Annotated in this window: 24 protein-coding genes and 1 tRNA gene; 20 read left to right on the plus strand and 5 right to left on the minus strand. The window is 60.2% G+C overall.

What is annotated here, in order from left to right; genetic code table 11:
- Nucleotides 1-4 precede the first annotated feature (4 nt).
- From PG881_RS08505 to PG881_RS08580, 16 genes are all read left to right on the plus strand, one after another.
- Nucleotides 5-577, plus strand: coding sequence for a TetR/AcrR family transcriptional regulator (locus PG881_RS08505; protein WP_270799297.1), 573 nt, complete (start codon nt 5-7; stop codon nt 575-577).
- A 21-nt stretch (nt 578-598) separates the two neighbouring features.
- The gene (locus PG881_RS08510; protein ID WP_270799299.1) at nt 599-1,408 is read left to right on the plus strand and encodes a winged helix-turn-helix domain-containing protein; all 810 of its coding nucleotides are present in this window, start codon (nt 599-601) and stop codon (nt 1,406-1,408) included.
- Between the two features lie 101 nt (nt 1,409-1,509).
- A complete protein-coding gene (locus PG881_RS08515; protein WP_235333247.1) occupies nt 1,510-1,923 on the plus strand; it encodes a FidL-like protein in 414 nt (137 codons plus the stop codon).
- Between the two features lie 681 nt (nt 1,924-2,604).
- Nucleotides 2,605-2,883: a BMC domain-containing protein gene (locus PG881_RS08520; protein ID WP_010634659.1), complete on the plus strand. Its 279-nt coding sequence runs from the start codon at nt 2,605-2,607 to the stop codon at nt 2,881-2,883.
- Nucleotides 2,884-2,899: 16 nt separating this feature from the next.
- Nucleotides 2,900-3,184: a BMC domain-containing protein gene (locus PG881_RS08525; RefSeq protein WP_011705244.1), complete on the plus strand. Its 285-nt coding sequence runs from the start codon at nt 2,900-2,902 to the stop codon at nt 3,182-3,184.
- Nucleotides 3,185-3,195: 11 nt separating this feature from the next.
- On the plus strand, nt 3,196-3,477 hold the full coding sequence (locus tag PG881_RS08530; RefSeq protein ID WP_017408466.1) for a BMC domain-containing protein: 282 nt from the start codon (nt 3,196-3,198) through the stop codon (nt 3,475-3,477).
- Nucleotides 3,478-3,530: 53 nt separating this feature from the next.
- Complete coding sequence (locus tag PG881_RS08535; protein WP_270799304.1) at nt 3,531-5,117, plus strand: acetaldehyde dehydrogenase (acetylating); 1,587 nt, start codon at nt 3,531-3,533, stop codon at nt 5,115-5,117.
- A gap of 26 nt (nt 5,118-5,143) precedes the next feature.
- Nucleotides 5,144-5,401: a EutN/CcmL family microcompartment protein gene (locus PG881_RS08540; RefSeq protein ID WP_010634663.1), complete on the plus strand. Its 258-nt coding sequence runs from the start codon at nt 5,144-5,146 to the stop codon at nt 5,399-5,401.
- Nucleotides 5,402-5,416: 15 nt separating this feature from the next.
- A complete protein-coding gene (locus PG881_RS08545) occupies nt 5,417-6,571 on the plus strand; it encodes a 1-propanol dehydrogenase PduQ (protein WP_106552085.1) in 1,155 nt (384 codons plus the stop codon).
- Between the two features lie 25 nt (nt 6,572-6,596).
- Nucleotides 6,597-9,983 (plus strand): choline trimethylamine-lyase, encoded by a 3,387-nt coding sequence (cutC, locus tag PG881_RS08550; RefSeq protein ID WP_270799307.1) that lies wholly within the window; start codon nt 6,597-6,599, stop codon nt 9,981-9,983.
- 113 nt (nt 9,984-10,096) lie between these two features.
- A complete protein-coding gene (gene cutD, locus PG881_RS08555; protein ID WP_270799309.1) occupies nt 10,097-11,044 on the plus strand; it encodes a choline TMA-lyase-activating enzyme in 948 nt (315 codons plus the stop codon).
- A gap of 12 nt (nt 11,045-11,056) precedes the next feature.
- Nucleotides 11,057-11,509 (plus strand): BMC domain-containing protein, encoded by a 453-nt coding sequence (locus tag PG881_RS24030; protein ID WP_270799311.1) that lies wholly within the window; start codon nt 11,057-11,059, stop codon nt 11,507-11,509.
- Nucleotides 11,506-12,126, plus strand: a complete 621-nt coding sequence (locus PG881_RS08565) for a phosphate propanoyltransferase (RefSeq protein WP_270799312.1) — start codon at nt 11,506-11,508, stop codon at nt 12,124-12,126. Before PG881_RS24030 ends, PG881_RS08565 begins: the two co-directional genes overlap by 4 nt.
- 11 nt (nt 12,127-12,137) lie before the next feature.
- Nucleotides 12,138-12,830: a hypothetical protein gene (locus tag PG881_RS08570; RefSeq protein ID WP_270799314.1), complete on the plus strand. Its 693-nt coding sequence runs from the start codon at nt 12,138-12,140 to the stop codon at nt 12,828-12,830.
- 19 nt (nt 12,831-12,849) lie between these two features.
- Nucleotides 12,850-13,263, plus strand: a complete 414-nt coding sequence (locus PG881_RS08575; RefSeq protein WP_270799317.1) for a DMT family transporter — start codon at nt 12,850-12,852, stop codon at nt 13,261-13,263.
- A 17-nt stretch (nt 13,264-13,280) separates the two neighbouring features.
- On the plus strand, nt 13,281-13,610 hold the full coding sequence (locus tag PG881_RS08580) for a DMT family transporter (RefSeq protein WP_010634671.1): 330 nt from the start codon (nt 13,281-13,283) through the stop codon (nt 13,608-13,610).
- 146 nt (nt 13,611-13,756) lie between these two features.
- On the opposite strand, the gene PG881_RS08585 is transcribed toward PG881_RS08580, so the two are convergent.
- Nucleotides 13,757-13,846 (minus strand) — tRNA-Ser (locus PG881_RS08585).
- 421 nt (nt 13,847-14,267) lie between these two features.
- Here PG881_RS08585 and PG881_RS08590 point away from each other — a divergent pair.
- Nucleotides 14,268-15,185 carry a L,D-transpeptidase family protein gene (locus PG881_RS08590; RefSeq protein ID WP_270799320.1) on the plus strand — a complete coding sequence of 306 codons (918 nt, stop codon included), beginning with the start codon at nt 14,268-14,270 and terminating at the stop codon, nt 15,183-15,185.
- Between the two features lie 27 nt (nt 15,186-15,212).
- Nucleotides 15,213-16,211, plus strand: a complete 999-nt coding sequence (locus PG881_RS08595) for a DUF481 domain-containing protein (protein ID WP_270799323.1) — start codon at nt 15,213-15,215, stop codon at nt 16,209-16,211.
- A 149-nt stretch (nt 16,212-16,360) separates the two neighbouring features.
- Here the strand turns inward: PG881_RS08595 and PG881_RS08600 are convergent, their stop codons facing one another.
- From PG881_RS08600 to PG881_RS08610, 3 genes are all read right to left on the minus strand, one after another.
- Nucleotides 16,361-17,080 carry a MaoC family dehydratase gene (locus PG881_RS08600; protein WP_270799326.1) on the minus strand — a complete coding sequence of 240 codons (720 nt, stop codon included), beginning with the start codon at nt 17,078-17,080 and terminating at the stop codon, nt 16,361-16,363.
- 270 nt (nt 17,081-17,350) lie between these two features.
- The gene (gene rlmF / locus PG881_RS08605; protein ID WP_270799329.1) at nt 17,351-18,307 is read right to left on the minus strand and encodes a 23S rRNA (adenine(1618)-N(6))-methyltransferase RlmF; all 957 of its coding nucleotides are present in this window, start codon (nt 18,305-18,307) and stop codon (nt 17,351-17,353) included.
- 148 nt (nt 18,308-18,455) lie between these two features.
- Nucleotides 18,456-18,944: a C40 family peptidase gene (locus PG881_RS08610; RefSeq protein WP_005298673.1), complete on the minus strand. Its 489-nt coding sequence runs from the start codon at nt 18,942-18,944 to the stop codon at nt 18,456-18,458.
- A gap of 275 nt (nt 18,945-19,219) precedes the next feature.
- Between PG881_RS08610 and PG881_RS08615 the strand changes: the two genes are divergently transcribed.
- Together PG881_RS08615 and PG881_RS08620 are read left to right on the plus strand one after the other, a co-directional pair.
- Entirely contained in the window at nt 19,220-19,942 is a 723-nt protein-coding gene (locus tag PG881_RS08615) for a 4'-phosphopantetheinyl transferase family protein (protein WP_039215516.1), read from the plus strand.
- A complete protein-coding gene (locus tag PG881_RS08620) occupies nt 19,939-20,787 on the plus strand; it encodes a tetratricopeptide repeat protein (protein ID WP_039215517.1) in 849 nt (282 codons plus the stop codon). The genes PG881_RS08615 and PG881_RS08620 overlap by 4 nt, the downstream gene beginning before the upstream one ends.
- Before the next feature lie 142 nt (nt 20,788-20,929).
- Here the strand turns inward: PG881_RS08620 and PG881_RS08625 are convergent, their stop codons facing one another.
- Entirely contained in the window at nt 20,930-21,172 is a 243-nt protein-coding gene (locus PG881_RS08625; protein WP_010634682.1) for an Lpp/OprI family alanine-zipper lipoprotein, read from the minus strand.
- Nucleotides 21,173-21,363: the final 191 nt, after the last annotated feature.

The following is a 21,363-nucleotide window of genomic DNA, read 5'->3' on the forward strand; positions in this document are numbered from 1 at the left end:
GGCCATGAACATCGAAACCCAACATAGAAAAAAAGACCCTGTACGTCTTTATCGACAACTGCTGGAGTCGGCCGCCACCATCGCCGGCCGGGACGGTATCGCCGCCCTGTCGTTGAACGCCGTTGCCTTTGAGGCCGGGGTGAGCAAGGGGGGCTTGCTGCACCACTTCCCCAACAAGCAGGCGCTGATCTTTGCCCTGTTTGCGCGCCTGCTGGCCATCATGGAAGAGGCCATCTCAGCACTGATGGCGGCAGACAAGACCGCCTACGGTCGCTTTACCCGTGCTTACCTGCACTATCTCTCTGCTCCTGAACTGACAGATACCCAGGAGAGCCGTCAGCTGATGGTGCTCTCGCTGGCCATGCCGGATGAGCCGGTGCTGCGACAATGCTGGCGTGACTGGATGCTGGCGCATCTGGCACAAGGGGATGAGCTGGATAATGGCCATATCGGCACCCTGGTACGTTATGCCGCAGACGGCATCTGGCTATCGGAATTGACCGAAGGGCGCACCATGAGCACCGAGCACCGTCAGGCGCTGGTCAAGACCCTGCATACTATGACGCTCCCCACGTGAAGCTGATGGATTGAGGCCGAGATGCGCTACCACATCAATGCCCGCTTCATTTATGACGCGACCGATGGCTCCCTGACTCAGCGGGAAAGCGTTGAGCCGGACAGCCAATTATCCATCACCGCCAATGCGCTGTTTTATTTTTTCTTGCGAAATACCGGGATAGTCAGCCGCGAGGAAGTGCTTAAAAAAGTTTGGGACGATAACGGATTAACCTCATCAAACAGCAACCTCAACCAATACCTGAGCATATTGCGCAAGGCTTTTCGCCACTACGATATCGACAATATCATCATCACGGTGTCGCGCGGTTATTTGCAGCTCAATCCCGAGGTCATCATCGAGCCTATTGAAAATGCGCCAGCATCGTCCATTGAAATAGTACCTTCGCCCTCCACGGTCGCCGCCGCCGAGCCGGCATTCGACCCTGCCGAATGGCCACTTCCCCTCACCCCCCGTTCACGCGGCATCTACTGGTACATCGCGGGGGGCTGCATGCTCGCATTTGCCCTCATGCTGCTGGCATTCGGTCTGTTGAATGGCCGTGAGCCACGCCCCGTCACCCTGACCGGGATCCCCAACAGCCAGTGCGAATTGCTGGCCAGCGACGAGATGCTGCGCTCGGTCAGCGCCACGACCTATGGTGAACATTTCGAGCAGGTGCGCCAGCGTTTGAATATCAGCTGCAAACCCGGCGAGCGTTTTTTGTTTTTCTACGGGGACAGACTGGAAACCAACGGCCTGGGCCGGGTATTTCTGGCTCACTGCGCCATGCATGAAGACAACCCGTTCAGCTATTGCGACAACTATTTCTACTACTCCTGGAAGCCGTGATGAGACTTGCGCCGCGTCCCTTCTTTCTTTTGTCCTGCTCAGTATTCCTAGCTGCGGCAGTCTATGCCTGCTACCAGCTGCCCAGCGAAAATGATGGCGTCATGAGCTGCGCCACCAAAGGCATCATGCGCTTTGAGGACATGAACAAAGAGAACGTCAACGGCAACATCCACTTCAATTTCGGCCGCCAAGGGAAAGGCTCCATGGTGGTTGAAGGCTATACCGATTCGGCCGCAGGCTGGCTCTACCTCCAGCGCTACGTCACGTTTACCTACAGTAGCAACCGGGTCTCCGCCACCGAGCGTCAGTACCGCATCAACAAATGGGAAGCGAGCGCCTCCTCCATCGATCAATCGCCGGATGTCATCTTCGACTACTTCATGCGCGAGATGTCCGACAGTCACGATGGGCTGTTTCTGAGCGCCCAGCGGCTCAATCAGCAGGCCATACTGCTGAGCTCCATCAACTCGCCGCTCTGGATCTGCACCCTCAAATCCGGCAGCGAACTGAACTAGTCCCGGCAATACGCCGGTGGTCCCGACCCAAGCGTCGATGACGCACACATATCGCCCGGCCCCCGCAACCTGACCCGCGCAAGCCCCTGATGACTCAGCCCTGATTCGGCCTGCCCCCCTTCCCCCGACTGCACATCCGTACCGACAAGACGCCCCTTGCGCATCACCAGGCAGGACCGGTTCCCGCTACTTTTCCAGCCTGTCCCATCCACTCTCGCGCCGGCATCCACATGACTCGCGCCCCGCTCTCAATGCCACCTCCCCCCATTTGACCCGCCGTCACCGCCCTTATCTCGCCTTCCCGTCACACACCGCTCGGTTTTTACATTTAGCGTCGCCGGCAAAACATGAGCTCCGCCACAGTTAGCAGCCGGCCAAATTACCTCTCGGCCCCCATTACACAACAACTCATTAACATCGACCAACGATCTTTTCCCGGGCCTGAATTCGGCCTTATGCAAGGTGAAAACAGCCTCGTGGTCGCAGCATAAATAGATAAATACGGCTTATAAAAATCATAAATCCAGAACAACAAACTAAATATCTCAATTTTACAGATTCAAATTCCACAAATGCCGCCAGTACCTATAGTGGCGATTGAACGCCGCAACCGTGGCTCAACGCCGTGACACAGACGGAGTTCCTTAACCACACCACACAATCTGTTCTGAGGAGATCACCATGGGTGACGCATTGGGGCTTATCGAAACCAAAGGTCTGGTGGCCTGCATTGAAGCCGCGGATGCCATGTGCAAATCCGCCAACGTGGAGCTGATCAGCTATGAAAACATCGGCTCCGGCCTGGTCACCGTCATGGTGAAGGGGGATGTCGGCGCGGTGAAAGCGGCGGTGGATTCCGGCGTGGAGTCGGCACAGCGCATCGGTGAAGTGGTGACCTCGCTGGTCATCGCCCGTCCGCACAACGACATCAACAAAATCGTCATTAAACACAAGGCTTGAGGCCGGGAGATCGCAAATGGGTGATGCATTGGGTTTGATTGAAACCAAGGGCCTGGTGGCCTGCATTGAAGCGGCGGATGCCATGTGCAAAGCCGCCAACGTCGAGCTGATCGGCTATGAGAACGTCGGCTCTGGCCTGGTCACCGCCATGGTGAAAGGCGACGTGGGGGCCGTGAAAGCCGCGGTGGACTCCGGCGTGGAATCCGCACAGCGCATCGGTGAAGTGGTGACCTCGCTGGTCATCGCCCGCCCGCACAACGACATCAGCAAGATTGTCGCCCACTACAAAATTGCCGAATAACGGGAGAGAACATGATGAAAGAAGCGCTTGGTCTGATTGAGACCAAAGGTCTGGTGGCCTGCATCGAAGCGGCAGATGCCATGTGCAAGGCCGCCAACGTCGAGCTGATCGGCTATGAGAACGTCGGCTCTGGCCTGGTCACCGCCATGGTGAAAGGCGACGTCGGCGCGGTCAATGCGGCGGTGGATTCCGGTGTGGAAGCGGCGAAACGCATTGGCGAAGTGGTCACCTCTCGCGTCATCGCACGCCCGCACAACGACATCGAAAAAATCGCGGCGCAGCACAAGGCATGACCTGAGAGGGCACGCCCCGCCCGCACTTTTTTAGTCTGATGAAGGATAGATTCATGATTGAACTCGATACCGATTTGCTCTCCCGCCAGAACGCGAGAGAACTGGTGCGCAACGCCAAACAGGCGCAGGTGATTATGGCCACCTTTTCGCAGCAGAAAATCGACGCCATCGTGAAGAACGTGGCCGAAGAAGCCGCGCGCCATGCCGAAACGCTGGCGAAAATGGCCGCAGAAGAGACCGGTTTTGGCAACTGGCAAGACAAGGTGCTGAAAAACCGGTTCGCTTCGCTGCACGTTTACGATGCCATCAAAGAGATGAAGACCGTCGGGATCATTCATGACGATCAGGCGAAAAAAGTGATGGACGTGGGCGTGCCGCTGGGCGTGATCTGCGCGCTGGTACCCTCCACCAACCCCACCTCCACCATCTTCTACAAAACCCTGATCGCCCTCAAGGCGGGCAATGCCATCATCTTCTCGCCGCACCCGGGCGCACGCCAGTGCAGCTGGAAAGCCATCGAAATCGTCAAGCGCGCCGCCGAAGCCGCCGGTGCCCCGGCGGGCATCGTGGACGGTGTCACCCAGCTGACCCTGGAGGCCACCTCCGAGCTGATGCACAGCAAGGACGTGTCGCTGATCCTGGCAACCGGTGGCGAAGGCATGGTGCGCGCAGCCTATGCCTCCGGCACCCCGACCATCAGTGGCGGCCCGGGCAACGGCCCGGCCTTTATCGAGCGCAGCGCCGACATTCACCAGGCGGTGAAGGACATCATCACCAGCAAGACCTTCGACAACGGCGTGATCTGCGCCTCCGAACAGTCGATCATCGTCGAACGCTGCATCTACGACGAGGTTCATCGCGAGCTGGCGGCCCAGGGCGCCTACTTCATGAACGAAGACGAAGCCGCCAAGATGGCCGCCCTGCTGCTGCGCCCGAACGGCACCATCAACCCGAAAGTGGTGGGCAAGACGGCGCTCCATCTCAGCCAGCTGGCCGGTTTCAGCGTCCCCCCCAGCACCCGCGTGCTGGTGGCCGAGCAGACCACCGTCTCCCACTGCAATCCCTACTCCCGTGAAAAGCTCTGCCCGGTGCTCGGCCTCTACGTGGAAGAGGAGTGGCGCGCCGCCTGTCATCGGGTGGTTGAGCTGCTGACCAACGAAGGACTGGGCCACACCCTGGTGATCCATACCCGCAATCAGGACGTGATCCGCCAGTTCAGCCTGGAAAAACCGGTCAACCGGATCCTGATCAACACCCCCGCCGCCCTCGGCGGCATCGGTGCCACCACCAACCTCACGCCGGCACTGACCCTCGGCTGCGGTGCCGTCGGCGGCGGCTCCAGCTCCGACAACGTCGGCCCGATGAACCTGCTCAACATCCGCAAGGTGGGTTATGGCGTGCGCACCATCGAAGAGCTGCGCGCCCCCATCCAGCCGGTTGCAGTGCAGCCCGCCAGTGCCGCCCCGGCCGCGCCCCAGCCCTGCAGCATCCTCGACGATGCCCGCTTCACTGCCTCGGCGCCGGCCTGCCACAGCGCGGACGACCGCTTTGCCGGCGCTACTGCCTCGGCCGGCGGCGAGATCAGCGAGCAGAACGTGGAGCGGGTCATCCGTCAGGTGCTTGAGCGCCTTGGCAAGTAACCCATTGAGATAAGGCGATAAAAACCATGATTCTCGCAAAGGTAACCGGACATGTCGTCGCCACGCAGAAATGCGATGAGCTGCGTGGCAGCAATCTGCTGCTGATCACCCAGCTGGACGATCAGCAGCAACCGATGAAGGACCGCTCCTGGGTCGCCGTCGACAGTGTCGGCGCAGGCATGCACGACGTCGTACTGGCCGAGGAGTACCTCGCGCTCAACAGAGACCGCTACAAGGCCATGTCGGTGGTCGCCATTGTCGAGAAGGTGTTTCGGGACGCTTGAGGAGTGAATGACCCAATGAGTGAATTTTTGCTGAAACCCCGGATCCGCTTCGGTCAGGACGCCCTGTCCGCCCTGGCCGAAGTACCCGCCCGCCAGGCGCTGCTGGTCACCGATCAGATGATGGTGAAGGTTGGCCTGGCCGACCGGGTGACGCAGATCCTGCGCCAGCGCGGCATCCCGTTCCAGTGCTGGGACGATGTAGTGGCCGATCCGGACATCACCACGGTCGTGCGCGGCATGAAGCTCATGGATAGCTGCTATCCGGATCTGGTGATCGCGCTGGGCGGCGGTTCGGTGATTGATGCAGCCAAAGCGGTCATGTTCGCCCTGGCGCAAACCCGCCCGAACCTGGGGCGCGAGCGCCCCTGCTTCGTGGCCATCCCGACCACCAGCGGCACCGGTTCGGAAGTGACCAGCTTCTCGGTGGTCAAGGCCCGCAGCGAGAAGCTGGTGCTGGTCGACCCGTCATTGCTGCCGGATATCGCCATTCTCGATCCGTCGCTGGTGGCATCGGTACCGCCCGCCATCACCGCCGACACTGGGATGGACGTGCTGTGCCACGCGCTGGAGGCCTATGTCTCCCGGGCGGCCAGCGACTTTTCCGACGCATTGGCGGAGAAGGTGGTGCAGCAGGTCTTTCGCTACCTGCCCGCCTGCTGGCGCGACGGTCACGATCTGCTGGCGCGGGAGAAGATGCACAACGCCTCCTGCATGGCGGGCATGGCCTTCACCAACGCCTCGCTCGGCATCACCCACAGCCTGGCCCATGCCCTCGGCGGCGTGTTCCGCGTCCCGCACGGGCGTGCCAACGCGCTCCTCATGGCGCAGGTCGTGGCATGGAACGCCGATCATGACGGGCTGTGTGATACCCAGGCCGCCCACAAGTATGCCCGCCTGGCCCACCTGCTGGACCTGCCCGCCAATACGCCACGCGAGGGGGTCAACAGCCTGCTGGTGGCCATCCAGGCGCTCAAAGAGGAGATGAAGATGCCGGCCGGCATTGGCGATACCGGCCTCCTCGCAGCCGATTTCGACCAGCGGCTGGCGGAGATGGTCAGCCAGGCGCTGCGCGACAACTGCACTCCGACCAACCCGCGCGCACCGGATGCCCGGGCATTGACCGAACTCTATCGCAAGGCATGGTGCGGCACTCTCGCCGCCGGCCACTAAGAACAAGAACTGGAGAACCTACCTCATGGCACACTACAGCTTAACGCCGCGCGTCAACGTGCTGGCTGAACGTTTACTGGCGCACACCAGCACCCTGTGCACTGAACACGCCACGATTTTGAGCGGGCTGGATGGCGACATCGCGGGCATTCCCGCCGCCGTCAAACCGGCACGCCGCTTTTACGAGCTGATGCGCCAGCTGCCGCTGACCATCAGTGCCGACGAGTTGATTGTCGGCAACCAGACCCGTACCCCGCACGGCGCCATTTTCCACGACGAAAGTGCCGGGCAGCGCCCGTCCACCTTCCAGTTCCTGAATCTGAACAGCGCCATCGACTCCCCCGACTACAAGCTGGTGGTGGAGAAGGGCGTGCTGGCCATCAGGCAGCAGCTGGAAGAGAAAACCCGCGCGCTGGGCAGCGCCGTCAGCCGCAGCGGCATGGACGAAGTCAACGGCTGCCGCGCCGCCATTCACGCCTGCGACGCCCTGATGGCACTGGCACAGAACCTGGCCAACAGCGCCGAAACCCTGGCCGCCGCCGAAACCAACCCGTTCCGCCAGGCCGAGCTGCGCGACAGCGCCGCCATTTTGCACCATGTACCAGCCCACCCGGCACGCAACTTCAAAGAGGCCTGCCAGTCGTTCTACCTGTTCCAGCTGGCGCTTCAACTCGACAACGGCAGCTATGCGGTCAACCCGGAAGGGGCCGACAAGGCGCTGCTGCCCTACTTCCAGCGCGACATCGCCAACGGCGCGCTGACCGAGCAGCAGGCGTACGAGATCGTCGAGTGCCTGTGGTTCAAGCTGGCAGAGCTGAGCGAAGTGCGCGCCACCTGCGCCATCGACGGCTACCCCATGTTTGATGCTCTGCTGCACGGCGCCAGCCTGGAGCAGGCGAGCATCAACCCGCTCTCCGAGATGTTCCTCTGCGCCCAGCAAAACCTGAGCGCCCTCAAGCTGCCGGTTCGCCTCTTTCGCGCAGTGCAGCACGTCTCTGCCGCCCCGTTCGCCGCCTGTGCCGATACGCCGGTGATGGAGGGGCTGACACCGCGCCTGCAGCGCCTGCGCAACCACTATCTGACCGTGCGCCCCAGCGTCTCCATCTACCGGGCACTGGCCTTTACCGAGGTCGTCAAGGCCAACCCTGGCATGCCGACCATCTTGCTGCGGGCCAAGGCATTCCGTCACGCCAGTGAAACCGCCCCCATCCTTATCCAGAACGACGAGCTGATCGTCGGCCACCCGTGCGGCAAGCCGCGCGCCGGCGCCTTCTCGCCGGACATTGCCTGGCGCTGGGTACGCGACGAGCTCGATACCATGAGCACCCGCCCGCAAGATCCCTTTGAAATCAGCGAGGCGGACAAGAAAACCATCCGCGAAGAGATAGTGCCGTTCTGGGAAGGTCGCTCGCTGGACGAGATCTGCGAAGCGCAGTACCGGGAAGCCGGCGTCTGGGCCTTCAGCGGCGAGACCTTCGTCAGCGACCTCTCCTACCACCAGATCAACGGGGGTGGCGACACCTGCCCGGGCTACGACGTGCTCTTGTTCACCAAGGGGATGAACGGCATCAAGGCCGACGCCCAGGCCCATCTCGACCAGCTGAGCATGGAGAACCCGGACGACATCGATCGCATCTACTACTACAAGGCAGCGATCGAAACCTGCAAAGGGGTGGTCAACTACGCCCGCCGCATCGCGGCCCATGCCCGCGAACTGGCGGCCAAAGAGCAGGATGCCCAGCGCCGCGCCGAGCTGCTGACCATCGCCGAGGTGAACGAGAACGTGCCGGCCAACCCGCCCAAGACCCTGCAAGAAGCGCTGCAGAGCATCTGGACGGTGGAGTCGCTGTTCGAGATCGAAGAGAACCAGACCGGTCTGTCACTCGGTCGGGTCGACCAGTACTGCTACCCCATGTTCGAAGCGGATATTCGCGAGGGTCGTCTGACCCATGAAAGCGCGCTCGAGCTGATGCAAGCCTTCATCATCAAGTGTGCCGAGCTGATGTGGATGTCGAGCGAGCTGGGGGCGAAATACTTCGCCGGCTACCAGCCCTTCATCAACCTGACCGTGGGCGGCCAGAAGCGCAGCGGCGGCGATGCCTGCAACGATCTGACCTACCTCATCATGGATGCCGTGCGGTTCGTGAAGGTCTATCAACCGTCGCTGGCCTGCCGCATTCACAACCAGTCACCGCAGAAATACATGGAGAAGATCGTCGACGTCGTGAAGGCGGGGATGGGCTTCCCGGCCTGCCACTTTGACGACTCCCACATCAAGATGATGCTGCGCAAGGGCTTCGACTTTGAAGACGCCCGCGACTACTGCCTGATGGGCTGCGTCGAGCCGCAAAAGTCGGGGCGCATCTATCAGTGGACCTCCACCGGTTACACCCAGTGGCCCATCGCCATCGAGTTCGTGCTCAACCGGGGACGCATGGTGCTGTTCGACAGCCATCAGGGGCTGGATACCGGCGACCTGCGCGAGCTGCGCACCTTCGAGCAGTTCGATGCGGCGGTGAAACAGCAGATTGCCCACATCGTTCGCCTGTCGGCCATCGGCACCGTGATCAGCCAGCGCGTGCACCGCGACGTGGCGCCTAAACCGCTGATGTCACTGCTGGTGGAAGGCTGCATGGAGAAGGGCAAGGACGTCGCCGCCGGTGGCGCCGTGGTCAACCACGGTCCAGGCCTCATCTTCTCTGGGCTGGCGACCTATGTCGACTCCATGGCGGCAATCCGCAAGCTGGTGTTCGAGGAGCAGAGATACACACTCGAACAAATTCGCGATGCCCTGCTGGCCAACTTCGAAGGGTTCGAAGCGCTGCGCCGCGACTGCCTCAATGCGCCCAAGTACGGCAACGACGACAACTACGTCGACCAGTACGCGCTGGATATCACCGAGTGGACCGAGCGAGAGTGCCGCAAGTACAAGATGCTCTACTCCACCCTGAGCCACGGCACCCTCTCCATCTCCAACAACACCCCCATCGGCGAGCTGACCAACGCCACGCCGAACGGGCGCCTGGCCTGGATGCCGCTCTCCGACGGTATCAGCCCGACCCAGGGGGCGGACAAGCAGGGGCCGACGGCCATCATCAAGTCCGTCAGCAAGATGAACGTGGAGACCATGAACATCGGCATGGTGCATAACTTCAAGTTCCTCAAGGGACTGCTGGATACCCAGGAGGGACGCCATGGCCTCATCACCCTGCTGCGCACCGCCTCCATCCTCGGCAATGGCCAGATGCAGTTCAGCTATGTCGACAACGAAGTGCTGAAAAAGGCGCAGCAGGAGCCGGAGAAGTACCGCGACCTCATCGTGCGCGTCGCCGGCTACAGCGCCTATTTCGTCGAGCTGTGCAAAGAGGTGCAGGACGAGATCATCAGCCGCACCGTGATTGAGAAGTTCTGATCGATGCGTTGATAACCCGTCTTTCTTAATCGCAAAAATAACCGGAAGTACTCCGTGATGGCAGGTCGCAAATAATGCGACTGCGGCCTGCCACATCCGGAGAGGAGGCAAGCGTGATCGCAAATAATGAATTAACCGGCCGCATATTCAATATCCAGAAATATTCGATATATGACGGCGATGGCATTCGCACGCTGGTTTTTTTCAAGGGCTGCAACCTTCGCTGTCCCTGGTGCGCCAACCCTGAAGGGCTCAGCAGCCAATTTCAGGTGATGTTTTCGCACGACAAATGCATCAACTGCGGTGACTGTGTGAATGTCTGTCCGGCCGGAGTCCATTACCGGGCCGAGGAGAACGGCAGCATGAAACACTTCGTCGATCGCAATAAGGATTGCATCGGCTGCCGCAAATGCGAAGAGGTCTGCACCCAGCATGCGCTGGATATCATGGGCAAGGATGTCACCGTCAGCGAACTGATGGAGATCATCATGCAGGACTATGACTTTTACATCTCCTCCGGCGGTGGCGTCACCATCGGCGGCGGCGAGATGAGCCTGCAGACCGACTTTGCCGTCGCGCTGTTTAGCGTATGCAAGAAGATGATGATCAATACCGCCATCGAGACCCAGGGCACCACCTCGCTGGCCAATTACCAGCAGCTGGCGCCCGTCACCGATACCTTTTTGTTCGATATCAAGCAAATCAACAGCGAACAGCATAAGGCGATGCTGGGTATCGGCAATGAAGGTATTCGCCGCAATCTGGAATGGTTGGTTGATTACGGCGCCAAGGTGATTGTGCGCATGCCGCTCATCCGTGGATATAACGATTCATGGGATGCCATTACCGGCGCCATCGAATATGTACAGAAATTGGCAAAGCGGGGAAATATCCTGCGGATCGACATGCTGCCGTACCACCAGCTGGGCCGCAAGAAATATGAGCGGCTGGATATGCCCTACCCGATTGCGCAAGACCCCTCTTACACGCCGGACGAATTGGATCGGCTGGAGGCCTTCTTTGCACAATTTGATTTCGATATTCGCTTGGTCCGCCATTAACAGGAGTCGACGATGAAAAGTTTGGGCGTAATTGAAACGCGAGGATTGGTCGCCGCCATTCAGGCGGTGGACGCCGCCTGCAAAGCGGCAGGCGTCAGCTGCATCGGCTATCGCAAGGTGGGTTCCGGGCTGGTGAGTGTCTGCTTCGAAGGGGAGATCAGCGCCATCCACACCGCCATCGAGCGTGGCGTCGCGGTGGCCGCCACCATCGACCAGCAGGTCCATTCCCTGGTGATTGCTCGTCCGGAGCCTAGCGCGGTAGCGGCGCTCGGCAACCTCAAGGGCTACCCGCCGCGCGCACCGGCCGGCACCAAGAAGGAGATGACTACCGCAACAAGCGCTGTGCCGGCCCTATCACCGGAAAGCGGTGCCGATACCGAACCGGCCACGCCACCTGCCAGCCAGCCAGCCGCGGATCAGGCGGAAGACCGACAGGGCGCGGCAAGAAAAGGGAAGAAAGCATGATCGATCCCCAGCTGCATCAAAAGATCGCCGCCCGTCTGAGCCTGGTCAGCCCAGCGATCCCGGTCGGCATCTCGAATCGCCACGTTCACCTGGCACAACAGGATGTGGAGGCCCTGTTCGGCAAGGGCTACACCCTGACGCCGCTCAAACTGCTGCGCCAGCCGGGCCAGTTTGCCGCCGAAGAGTGCGTCACCGTGGTCGGTCCCAAGGGCTCGCTGACCCGGGTACGGGTACTCGGCCCGACCCGGCCGGTTTCACAGCTGGAGATCTCCCGCGCCGACTGTTTCACCCTCGGCATCAAGGCGCCGGTCCGTGAGTCAGGCCAGCTGGAAAATACCGGCAGCGCGCTGCTCATCGGCCCCGCCGGCCATGTGGAGTTGCGCTCCCAGGTGATCTGCGCCTGGCGCCATATCCACCTCTCGCCACAAGATGCCCGCCAGCTGAACGTGACCCACGGTCAGAAGGTGAGGGTGCGCAGCGACGGCGAGCGCCAGTTGACCTTCGATGAGGTGGTGGTGCGGGTACGCGATGATTTCGCGCTGGAATTTCACATCGACACCGAAGAGGCCAACGCCGCCGGACTGAAAAACGGCGCGCAGGTCAGGCTGCTCGGCTAACGGAGATCCCCATGACCGACGAACAGATTGAACGCCTGGTCGAACAGATGCTCAGGCGCCTGCAGCCGCCACTGCTGGTGATGGTGACCGCGGCTCAGGGCTATCGGCAGGCCATTCGAAACCGTCTGGCCGGCAGTGGGCAGCCCCTGCAGCTTGCGCTGGCAGCAGAGATCGAGGATGGCGCGCTGTGGCAACCGCTGGGGGAGACAGTGCCGGCCAACGTCTGGCAACAGGCCCTGCCGCCCGCCCCCTATCGCGCGCTGGTGCTGCCCTTTCTCGACTACCCGCTGGCGATGGATCTGCTGAGCGGCTCGCTGCAAAGCCCCGTCGCCCGGCGGCTGCACGATGCCCTGCTAAGCGGCTTGCCGGTGCTGGCGCTGCGCTATCACTGCGATCCCGCCAGCGAGCTGAACCAGCTGCTGGGGGCGCAACCGGGCACGCCATACGCCGGGCACATGCAGGCGGCGCTCAGCCGTCTGGGCGAGATCGGTGTTGTGCTGTGCACCATGAATGAGCTGCTGGAGAGGCTGGCACCGGCGAACGACGCGGCCCCGGTGCCGGCGGGCACGGCGCGCCGTTATCTCACGGTCAGCGATGTTGAGAAGGATCCGGCGCTGGCACAGACGGCCGAGGCCCAGCTGACCGATGCCGCCATCGATTTTTTGAAAAGCAGAAGAAAAGAAAAACAACCTTACCTTAAATAACAAACCCGGAGTTTAACTTATGTCTTCAAAAACAAAATGTTGGCTATGGATGCTGCTGGTGATCGTGTCCGAAACCTCGGCCACCTCCACTCTCAAGATGTTTGGCAGCAGTGAAGGAACCACCAAGATGCTCCTGCTCGGTCTGCTCGTGCTGCTCTATTGCACCTGCTACTACTCCCTCTCCCGCGTGGTAAAAGACATCCCCGTTGGGCTTGCCTACGCCACCTGGTCCGGCACCGGCATCCTGGTGGTCTCCACCCTGGGGATGGCGTTTTACGGCCAGCACCCGGACACCGCCGCCATGATCGGCATGGCCGTCATCGCCAGCGGCATCGTCATCATGAACCTGTTCTCCAAGATGGGCAGCGAAGAGGGCGCCGATGCCTCCGCCGAGCCGCTCACTCCTCCCATGAACAACAACATCGCCAACTGACACAAAAGGAATGACCCATGTTTAATTTCGGATTTTTATGGCTGGCGCTCTCTATTGGCTCTGAAATCACCGGTACCTCGATGATCAAGAAGACCAACGGTTTCAGCAGACTGGGGCCATCCATACTGGTCGTCTGCGCCTACAGCCTGTGCTACTTCGCCCTCACCCGCGCCATGAGCACCATTCCGGTCGGGGTGGCCTATTCGCTCTGGTGCGGCTTCGGCATCGTCGGGGTCACCATCTGCTCGATGCTCCTCTACAAGCAAAAACCGGATCTGCCCGCCATCCTGGCGATGGCGCTGATCATCTCGGGCGGGGTGATCATGAATGTCTTCTCCAGCATGTAACGCCGTGACAAGACCCTGGCAGTGGCGCTCTGCCCCTGCCACCGGCGCGCCGGCATGCCAGCCCTGACACGCCCTGCCGGGTAACAAGCCGGCAAGCGTGCAAATAGAGAAAGGCCCAAGCTGTCTGGCAGCTTGGGCCTTGAAGATGGCGGAGAGACAGGGATTCGAACCCTGGGTGGCATTGCTGCCACAATTGATTTCGAGTCAATCCCGTTCGGCCACTCCGGCATCTCTCCACGGGGCATCATTGTTACCGGAGCCGCCTCTGGAAATCAACTTGAATCTCTTTAAAGATCAAACGACTGCACATAAAACCAGCAGATGAGCACGCGCCCGGTGGCGAGATGCTCTCCGCTGTCGTACCTGCTGTCGCTGCAGCACTGACGCCGAGACACTCCCCCTACACCGGTGTCGCCGGCGCTACTCGCCACTCATCCCCTCTCCCACCGCTCTCCAAGCATGCTGTTCATTGCAGGTTATGCTGCCTTGCATTAAAAACAGGCAAGAAACGGTCAAAATGATGGATTGCCATGTCCGGACCCGGCTGTAACCCTGGCCGGCCAAGCTGGCAATCGTCACCCGTTTGACTGACAATTTCCCCCTTTTACTCAAGGCGGTCGCCTCGCGGCCCCCTCATCTCAATCAGACAGGAAGTACATGTTCATAGCACGAACCCTCTCATTGCTGGCGCTAACCGCCAGCCTGCTGACGGCTCCGGTCCTCGCCACCACCTATCCGCTGCCCCCGGCAGGCAGCCGCCTGCTCGGCGAACTGGAGGACTACATAGTCCAGCCAGATGAACATCTTGAGCTCATCGGCAAGCACACCCAGATTGGTTTTCTGGCGCTGCTCGAAGCCAATCCAGGGGTCGATCCCTATTTGCCCAAGCCGGGCACCCGGCTGACCCTGCCGACCCAGATGCTGCTGCCGGACGTGCCTCGCGAGGGTATCGTCATCAATCTGCCGGAGCTGCGCCTCTACTATTTCCCGAAAGGCAAAAACGAGGTGATGGTGCTGCCCATCGGGATCGGTGACATAGGGCGAGAGACGCCGGAGATGACCACCACGGTGATCGCCAAGAATCCCAATCCGACCTGGGTGCCCGGCCCCATGGTGCGCAAGTCCTGGCTCGAGCAAAAAGGGATCACCCTGCCGGCGGTAGTGCCACCCGGTCCCGACAATCCCCTCGGCAAATTCGCCATGCGCCTCGGTTATGGCAAGCAGGACTACCTCATCCACGGCACCAACAAGGATTTTGGCGTCGGTCTGCGGGTCAGCGCCGGCTGCATTCGGTTGCGCCCCGACGATATCGAGGCCCTGTTCAAGATTGTTCCCATCGGCACTCAGGTGCGGGTCATCAACCAGCCGGTCAAAACCGCCATCGAGCCTGATGGCCGTCACTGGCTGGAGGTGCACTCACCGCTCTCTCGCACCGAACTGGAGCTGGAGCAGGGCGCCCCGCTGATCCTCTCCCCCGAGGTGGAAGCCTTCATCGCCAAACCGGAAGTCGATGGTGACAAGGCCGCCCGCGTGCTAAACAGCAAGAACGGTATCCCCCGTCCCGTCAGCGGCTGATGGCCAACCATGTTCACGAGGATCTTCATGAGCTACCGCATTTTTTGTCTGCTGGCCCTGCTGCTGAGCCCGGCGGTATCGGCCGACATCCTCTGGATGGACAACGGTGACCGGCTGACCGGCACCATAGAGGAGATAGGCGACCAGCAAGTGCGCATCGCGCTCCCTTACAGCGCCCCCATCACCGTCAAGCGCGAAGCTGTCAAGCGCTGGCGCATCGAGAAGCAGGACAAACCCAAACCGACCGTCAAGACCGGCATTACCCTGCTGGCCCTGACGCCGGATGACCAGAAAGCCTGGTTGTGGAGCGGCAGCAGCGATCTGAACGTCAAGCTCAAGCACAGCGACAAGCAGACCAACAATGTCAACCTGAAGGCCTCCACCGAGGTGGCCAACCTCGACTGGCGCTATACGCTGGATGGGGAGTACATCTACGAGACTGCCAACAACGTCACCAACAGCCATGAGTACCGGCTCAAGCCCATGCTGGACTTCTTCTTCGATCAGCGCTGGTTTCTGCGCTCCGCCGTCGACTTTGAATATCAGATGCTGAGCCCCGAATACATGGATGTAGGTTATGTGGCCGGACCTGGTTACCGGTTCTGGAACGACAAGCGGCGACGGCTTGAGCTGATCAGCCAGGCCGGACTGGAGCGTTCCTACGTCAGGCCGGGTTATTGGGACAACTTCATCATCCCCGATATTTTCAATGACAGGATCATTAGCTATCCCCTGATGGGCCTTGGTTGGGACTACCGGCAACCCATTGCACTTTGGTCGGAGCAACTGGAGCTGTTCAGCAAGGGCACCTACAAGCGCTATCTGGACCAGCCCTCGCCCTACATCACCCGGGCGCAGGCCGTAAAAGGCAGCCTGGGGATGCGCTACTACTTCAACGACCACCTGCGCCTCTCCTGGTCGAGCGAGCTCGATTGGGAAGATGCCAGATTGGACTATCAAGGTGTTCAGACCCCCTTATCAGACAAAGAGTGGCGCCACCTGATAAGCCTGGGGGCCAGCTTCTAGCCCTCGGGGCAAGCCATGGATGTGTGAGTGGCGCCTACATAGAGGCAACATAGGCAAGTGCAACAAACCGCCATAAACAAAACAGGCTCACCGAGGTGAGCCTGTTTTTTTCAATACGGTTCGTGCCAGCGGGTGACACCGTCACCCCGTCAGAAGTAGATCCGGGTGACCGATTCAATGACGCAGCCTGGGCGACGAATGCCTTCGATCTCGACCTTGATCTCCTTGAGCAGCTCCAGCCCGCCCTTGATCGGGGTAACCCGAGCCAGCTTGGTGCGGGCGCGGATGTTGCTGTCCACCTTGATGGGGTACGGGAAACGTACCTGATCCAGGCCGAAGTTCACCACCATGCGGGCGGTCGGAAACTCGGGGGCGGCCTCGTTGATGCTGCCCGTCAACCGCGGCAACAACGCCAGGGTCAGGAAGCCATGGGCAATGGTGGTCTTGAACGGTGACTCGGCCGCTGCGCGCTCCGGATCGGTGTGGATCCACTGGTTGTCGCCAGTCACGGTGGCAAACTCGTTGATCATCTGCTGGCTGACCAGCAACCACTCGCCGACATGAGTCTCTTCGCCGATGCGCTCCTGCAAGGTGGAAAACAAGGCTGCTGCCTCGCCGCTGAGTTCGACGGCAGGGGTATCCAGCGGCACGGGCTGGCCGTTGACGACTTGCGCCGCGCCCTGCTGTTGCTGCGTGGACTGGCTGTCGCTCTGCAAATCCAGCACCCGGCCCAGCAGAGGGTGGAGGTGTGCCTTTTGCTGAAACTCACGCCAGTAGTCGCGGATCGCCGGAGAGAGCCAATCCTTGAGCTCAAAGGGGTGTTGCGCCAGTATTTCGCGCTTGCGCTTCAGAAAATCGACAACTTTCATGTACCGATCCCTATTCGATTCAAAGCCTGTAAAGAGGTCTAACCAGTCCTATTTTATGAAAGTTTCAACTGCAAGTGCAAAAAAATCTCAGCGTACAACTGTACCGAGGATGAAAGTGTTCACTAACATGCAGGCGCCAACCCAGGTACCACAAGGGGAAAAACGATTGTCATGGGTGCCGGGCATCGACCCAAACTGGCCACTGACGCTCCCCAAAAAACAGGGGCATACCATCGGCATGCCCCTTGTCGTCGTCCCGCTTCAGCCGGTTCAGGCGTTATCGTGCGCCATTGGCAACCACCACTGTTTGCTGGCCGCCTCGTCTTGGAAAGACCAAGCCAGGACCCGGCTGATCTTGTTGCCCTGGGCCATCTCGAGCACCCGCACCTGACGGGCCCCGACCCGGCTCAGCCCCTGCTTGGCCGCCGGCAGGTTCTCTTTTTTTGACACCAGCGAGCTGAACCAGAGGCACTGGCTGGCGAATGCCTTGCTCTGAGTGATCATGCTCGCCAGAAAGGCCGCCTCCCCCCCTTCGCACCAGAGCTCGGCCTTCTGGCCGCCGAAATTGAGCACCGGCTTGGCCGTCGCCGCCTTGCCCAGGTTGCGCAGCTTGCGCTCCGTACCCTTGCTCGCCTCTGCCAGTGAAGCATGAAAGGGAGGATTGCAGAGGGTCAGCGCAAAACGCTCGAGTGGCGCCACAATCCCCTGAAAGATGTCGCCGGCCTTGCCCTGCAGGCGGCATTCGATCTGGCTGCCCAGCCCGTTGCTCTTGGCCAGCAAGGTAGCGGCCTTGACCGACACCGGATCGATGTCGGAGCCGACGAAGCGCCAGCCATATTCGCGGACCCCCAGCAGTGGATAAATGCAGTTAGCACCGACCCCGATATCCAGCACCCGGACGCCCTTGCCGGTCGGCACCTTGCCGGCACTCTCGGCCAGCAGGTCGGCCATCCGATGCAGATAATCCACCCGCCCCGGAATGGGCGGGCAGAGATAACCGGCCGGTAGATCCCAATGCGCAATGCCATAGTGCAGCGCCAGCAACGCCTTGTTCAGCGCCTTGACGGCGGCCGGATCGGCAAAGTCCAGGGTCTGGGTGCCGTGCTCGTTGACGAACACGAAGGGTTGCAGCTCGGGGGTGCGCTGGCAGAGCGCATCGAAATCATAGGGAGCCTGATGGCGATTGCGTGGATGCAATCCGGATTTGCGGTCGGAATGAGTCTTCATGCTGGGCCTGCCGAGGAAAACGGGCCCACACTATAGTGACTTGGCCCCGGAAAGTCTAAATGACGGCCATAAAAAACCGGGCTGTCGAGCCCGGTTCAAGTGAGGTTGGAAAAACAGTCCGTACTGCGAGCCGTTTGTCCAGCCTGACTCAGATGTCGATCCGGCGTGCCTGCCAGAATTTGCTGCGCCAGTAGGAGCTGTCGAGCTTGGAGCGCGTTACCCCGGCGCGGGTGGAGGCGTGAATGAATTCACCATTGCCCACATAGATGCCGACATGATTGAGACGGCGATTGATCTTGAAGAAGACCAGGTCACCTTCGACCAGATCCTGCTTGGAAACGCGGGTGCCTTCATGGACTTGGGAGCGGGTATCACGGGGAAGTTCGATGCCGACGGCGTTGCGGAACACTTCACGGGCGAAGGCGGAACAATCGATGCCACGCTGGCTGCTGCCGCCCATGCGGTAAGGAACACCGCGCCACTCTTTGTATACTGTCAGGATTTCGTTTACATCTGGGGTTTGCGAAGCTTCCGGTTCAATAACGGGTTCCATCATGGAAACTTCGATCTTGCTCGCGACCTCGGGCTGGGGTGCCGAGGCACAACCCACCATTCCGAGCGCGACCAGCAGTAGCATCAGGTGGCGCAATCCTTTATCCCCGCAAAATAGTAAAACTTGTTAAAATACGGCCCGAACGGGCAATTTATAAGGCAACAGCACCCGACTATATCCAAGAATTCTATCGAGGCAAGCGAAAATCCCTATCGACCTCACATTTCTGCAAGGAAATGCATTATTTTTCCTGATTAATGTGATCGTGGCCAAACAATATACAATCTCGAAAGGGGCCACCCAGGCCGGATCAAACTGACTTTTATCGCTGTTTCAGCATGCTTTTTAAGTGAAAAATTATGATCTCTGTGGATCTCTATTTGTTAAAACCGGCCAACACGGACGCCGACCAGCTGAGCCTGCTGCAAACCCTGCTCTCCCCCGAAGAACGGCAGACATGGCAGTCCATCGGTCAGCCGGCACGCCGCCAGGAGTACCTGCTCAGCCGTGGCTTGCTGCGACGGCTGCTGGCCGAGCGCCTGCAGTGCCGCCCCGATGCGCTGCAGTTTTGCAGCAACCCGCACGGCAAGCCGGTACTGAGCGACGGGCGCTGGCAGTTCAACCTCAGCCACAGCGGTGACTGGCTGGCGATCGCCCTCTGTGCCGCCGGCCCGCTCGGAGTGGACATAGAAATGGGCCAGCGGCGCCGCCAGATTCTGCCACTGGCCCGCCGTTTTTATGCGCAGAGTGAATATGAGTGGCTGCTCGCCCTGCCCGAGGCGGAGCAAGAGCCGGCTTTCTATCGGTTCTGGTCGCGCAAGGAGGCGGTATTGAAGGCCCAAGGCGCTGGCATCGCCGCCGGCCTCGACAAGGTGCGCTTCGTGCCAGAGGAAGCGTGGCAGCTCGACAACCAACTCGATGAACAGGATTACCAAGTACAGGATTGGCCCATCGGCCGGGGCTGGCTCAGCCTGGCGGCACCGACCCTCGCCGTCAACGGCTGGCTGCTCGACGGCAGCTTGAATTCTGTGCCCATCAACCCCATGTTAACTCACACCATTTTCCAAGAGTCAGCCTCATGATCGTCGACATCAATCCCCAGAATTTCCAAAGCGCCCTGATCGATGCTTCCATGAAAAAGCCGATCGTCATCTATTTCCACGCCCCCCAGATGCCGGAGTGTCAGGCCATGACCCCGCAGGTGGAAGCGCTAGTCGGCCCGGCCAATCCTCAGGTGACCCTGGCCAGGGTGGACATGAACGATCCGCAGCTGCAGCCGCTGGCAGGCCAGCTCGGCCTGCGCGCCCTGCCGGCGCTGGTGCTGTTCCATCAGGGCCGCCCTGACGAGCAGGCCATTCTGGAAGGCCCGCAGGACGAAGCCACCCTGCGCCACTACTTTGCCGCCTTCGCCCCCAAGGAGGAGGAGCTGCTGTTCGAACAGGGACAGCAGGCGCTGGCAAATGGTCAGGCGGACCTTGCCTATGCCCATCTCGGCAAGGCCCATCAGCTGGCACCGGAGCGCCACGACATCAGCCTGTGGCTCATTCAGGCGGCGCTCGATCTCAATCTGCTGGATGAAGCGCAGGATCGGCTGGGCAAGATCCCGATGATCGCCCAGGACGATCACTACCAGACCCTGACATCCCGACTGGCACTGGCCCAACAGGCCGCCGACAGCCCGGAACTGCGGGCGCTGGAAGCCCGTCACCAGCAGGAGCCGGACAACTTTGCCCTGGCCCAGGAGCTGGCGGTGCAATACAGCCAGGCAGGCCGGCAGGAAGAGGCGCTCACGCTGCTGTTTACCATCCTCAAGCGGGATCTCGCCTTCGGTGATGCCAAGAAGACCTATCTCGACATCCTGACCACCATGGGCAACAACCCGGCGGCGCAGAGCTACCGTCGCAAGCTCTACAGCCTGCTCTACTGATCGATGCGGGAATGAAAAACGGGGTGATGCCGAGTGATCGGCATTGCCTTGTCAGGCAGGTATCAGCGGGGAAAACGCGGGAATTTGACGAATTTCAGGCAAAAAAAAATGGCGCATAACTGCGCCATTTTTTTCGCATGGATTACTTCTTGTAGGAAGTAGCCATGTTGTCGATGCGCTGGTTAGCACGCATAGCTTCTTGCTTGGCTTCTGCAACATCAGCAGCGATCTTGGATTGATCAGCACGAACAGCGCTAACATCTTGAGCCAGTTGGTCAACTTTGTTAGACAGATTCTGAACGGAAGTTTCCAGTTCGCTGGTGTTTGCACAACCGCCCAGCAGAGCGGACAGACCAACAACACCTACCAACAACATTTTTTTCATTTTAAAAGCTCCCTTTAACTCGCCAGACGTTTAGCAAGCGGCGTGATTATGGCACAAAAAAATCATAGTTTGGATAGGCCCCATCACAGATAAATGCATTAAAACCCTCATTTTTTTTTAAACGTACACTTTTTGTGCAAAGTTAAGCCAAAAATGAGGGTCTCTGGATGAGGTTCGCACAAAGCGTAACC

Origin of the sequence: Aeromonas sp. QDB54 (assembly GCF_027707385.1) — a bacterium.
Taxonomy (GTDB): domain Bacteria; phylum Pseudomonadota; class Gammaproteobacteria; order Enterobacterales; family Aeromonadaceae; genus Aeromonas; species Aeromonas hydrophila.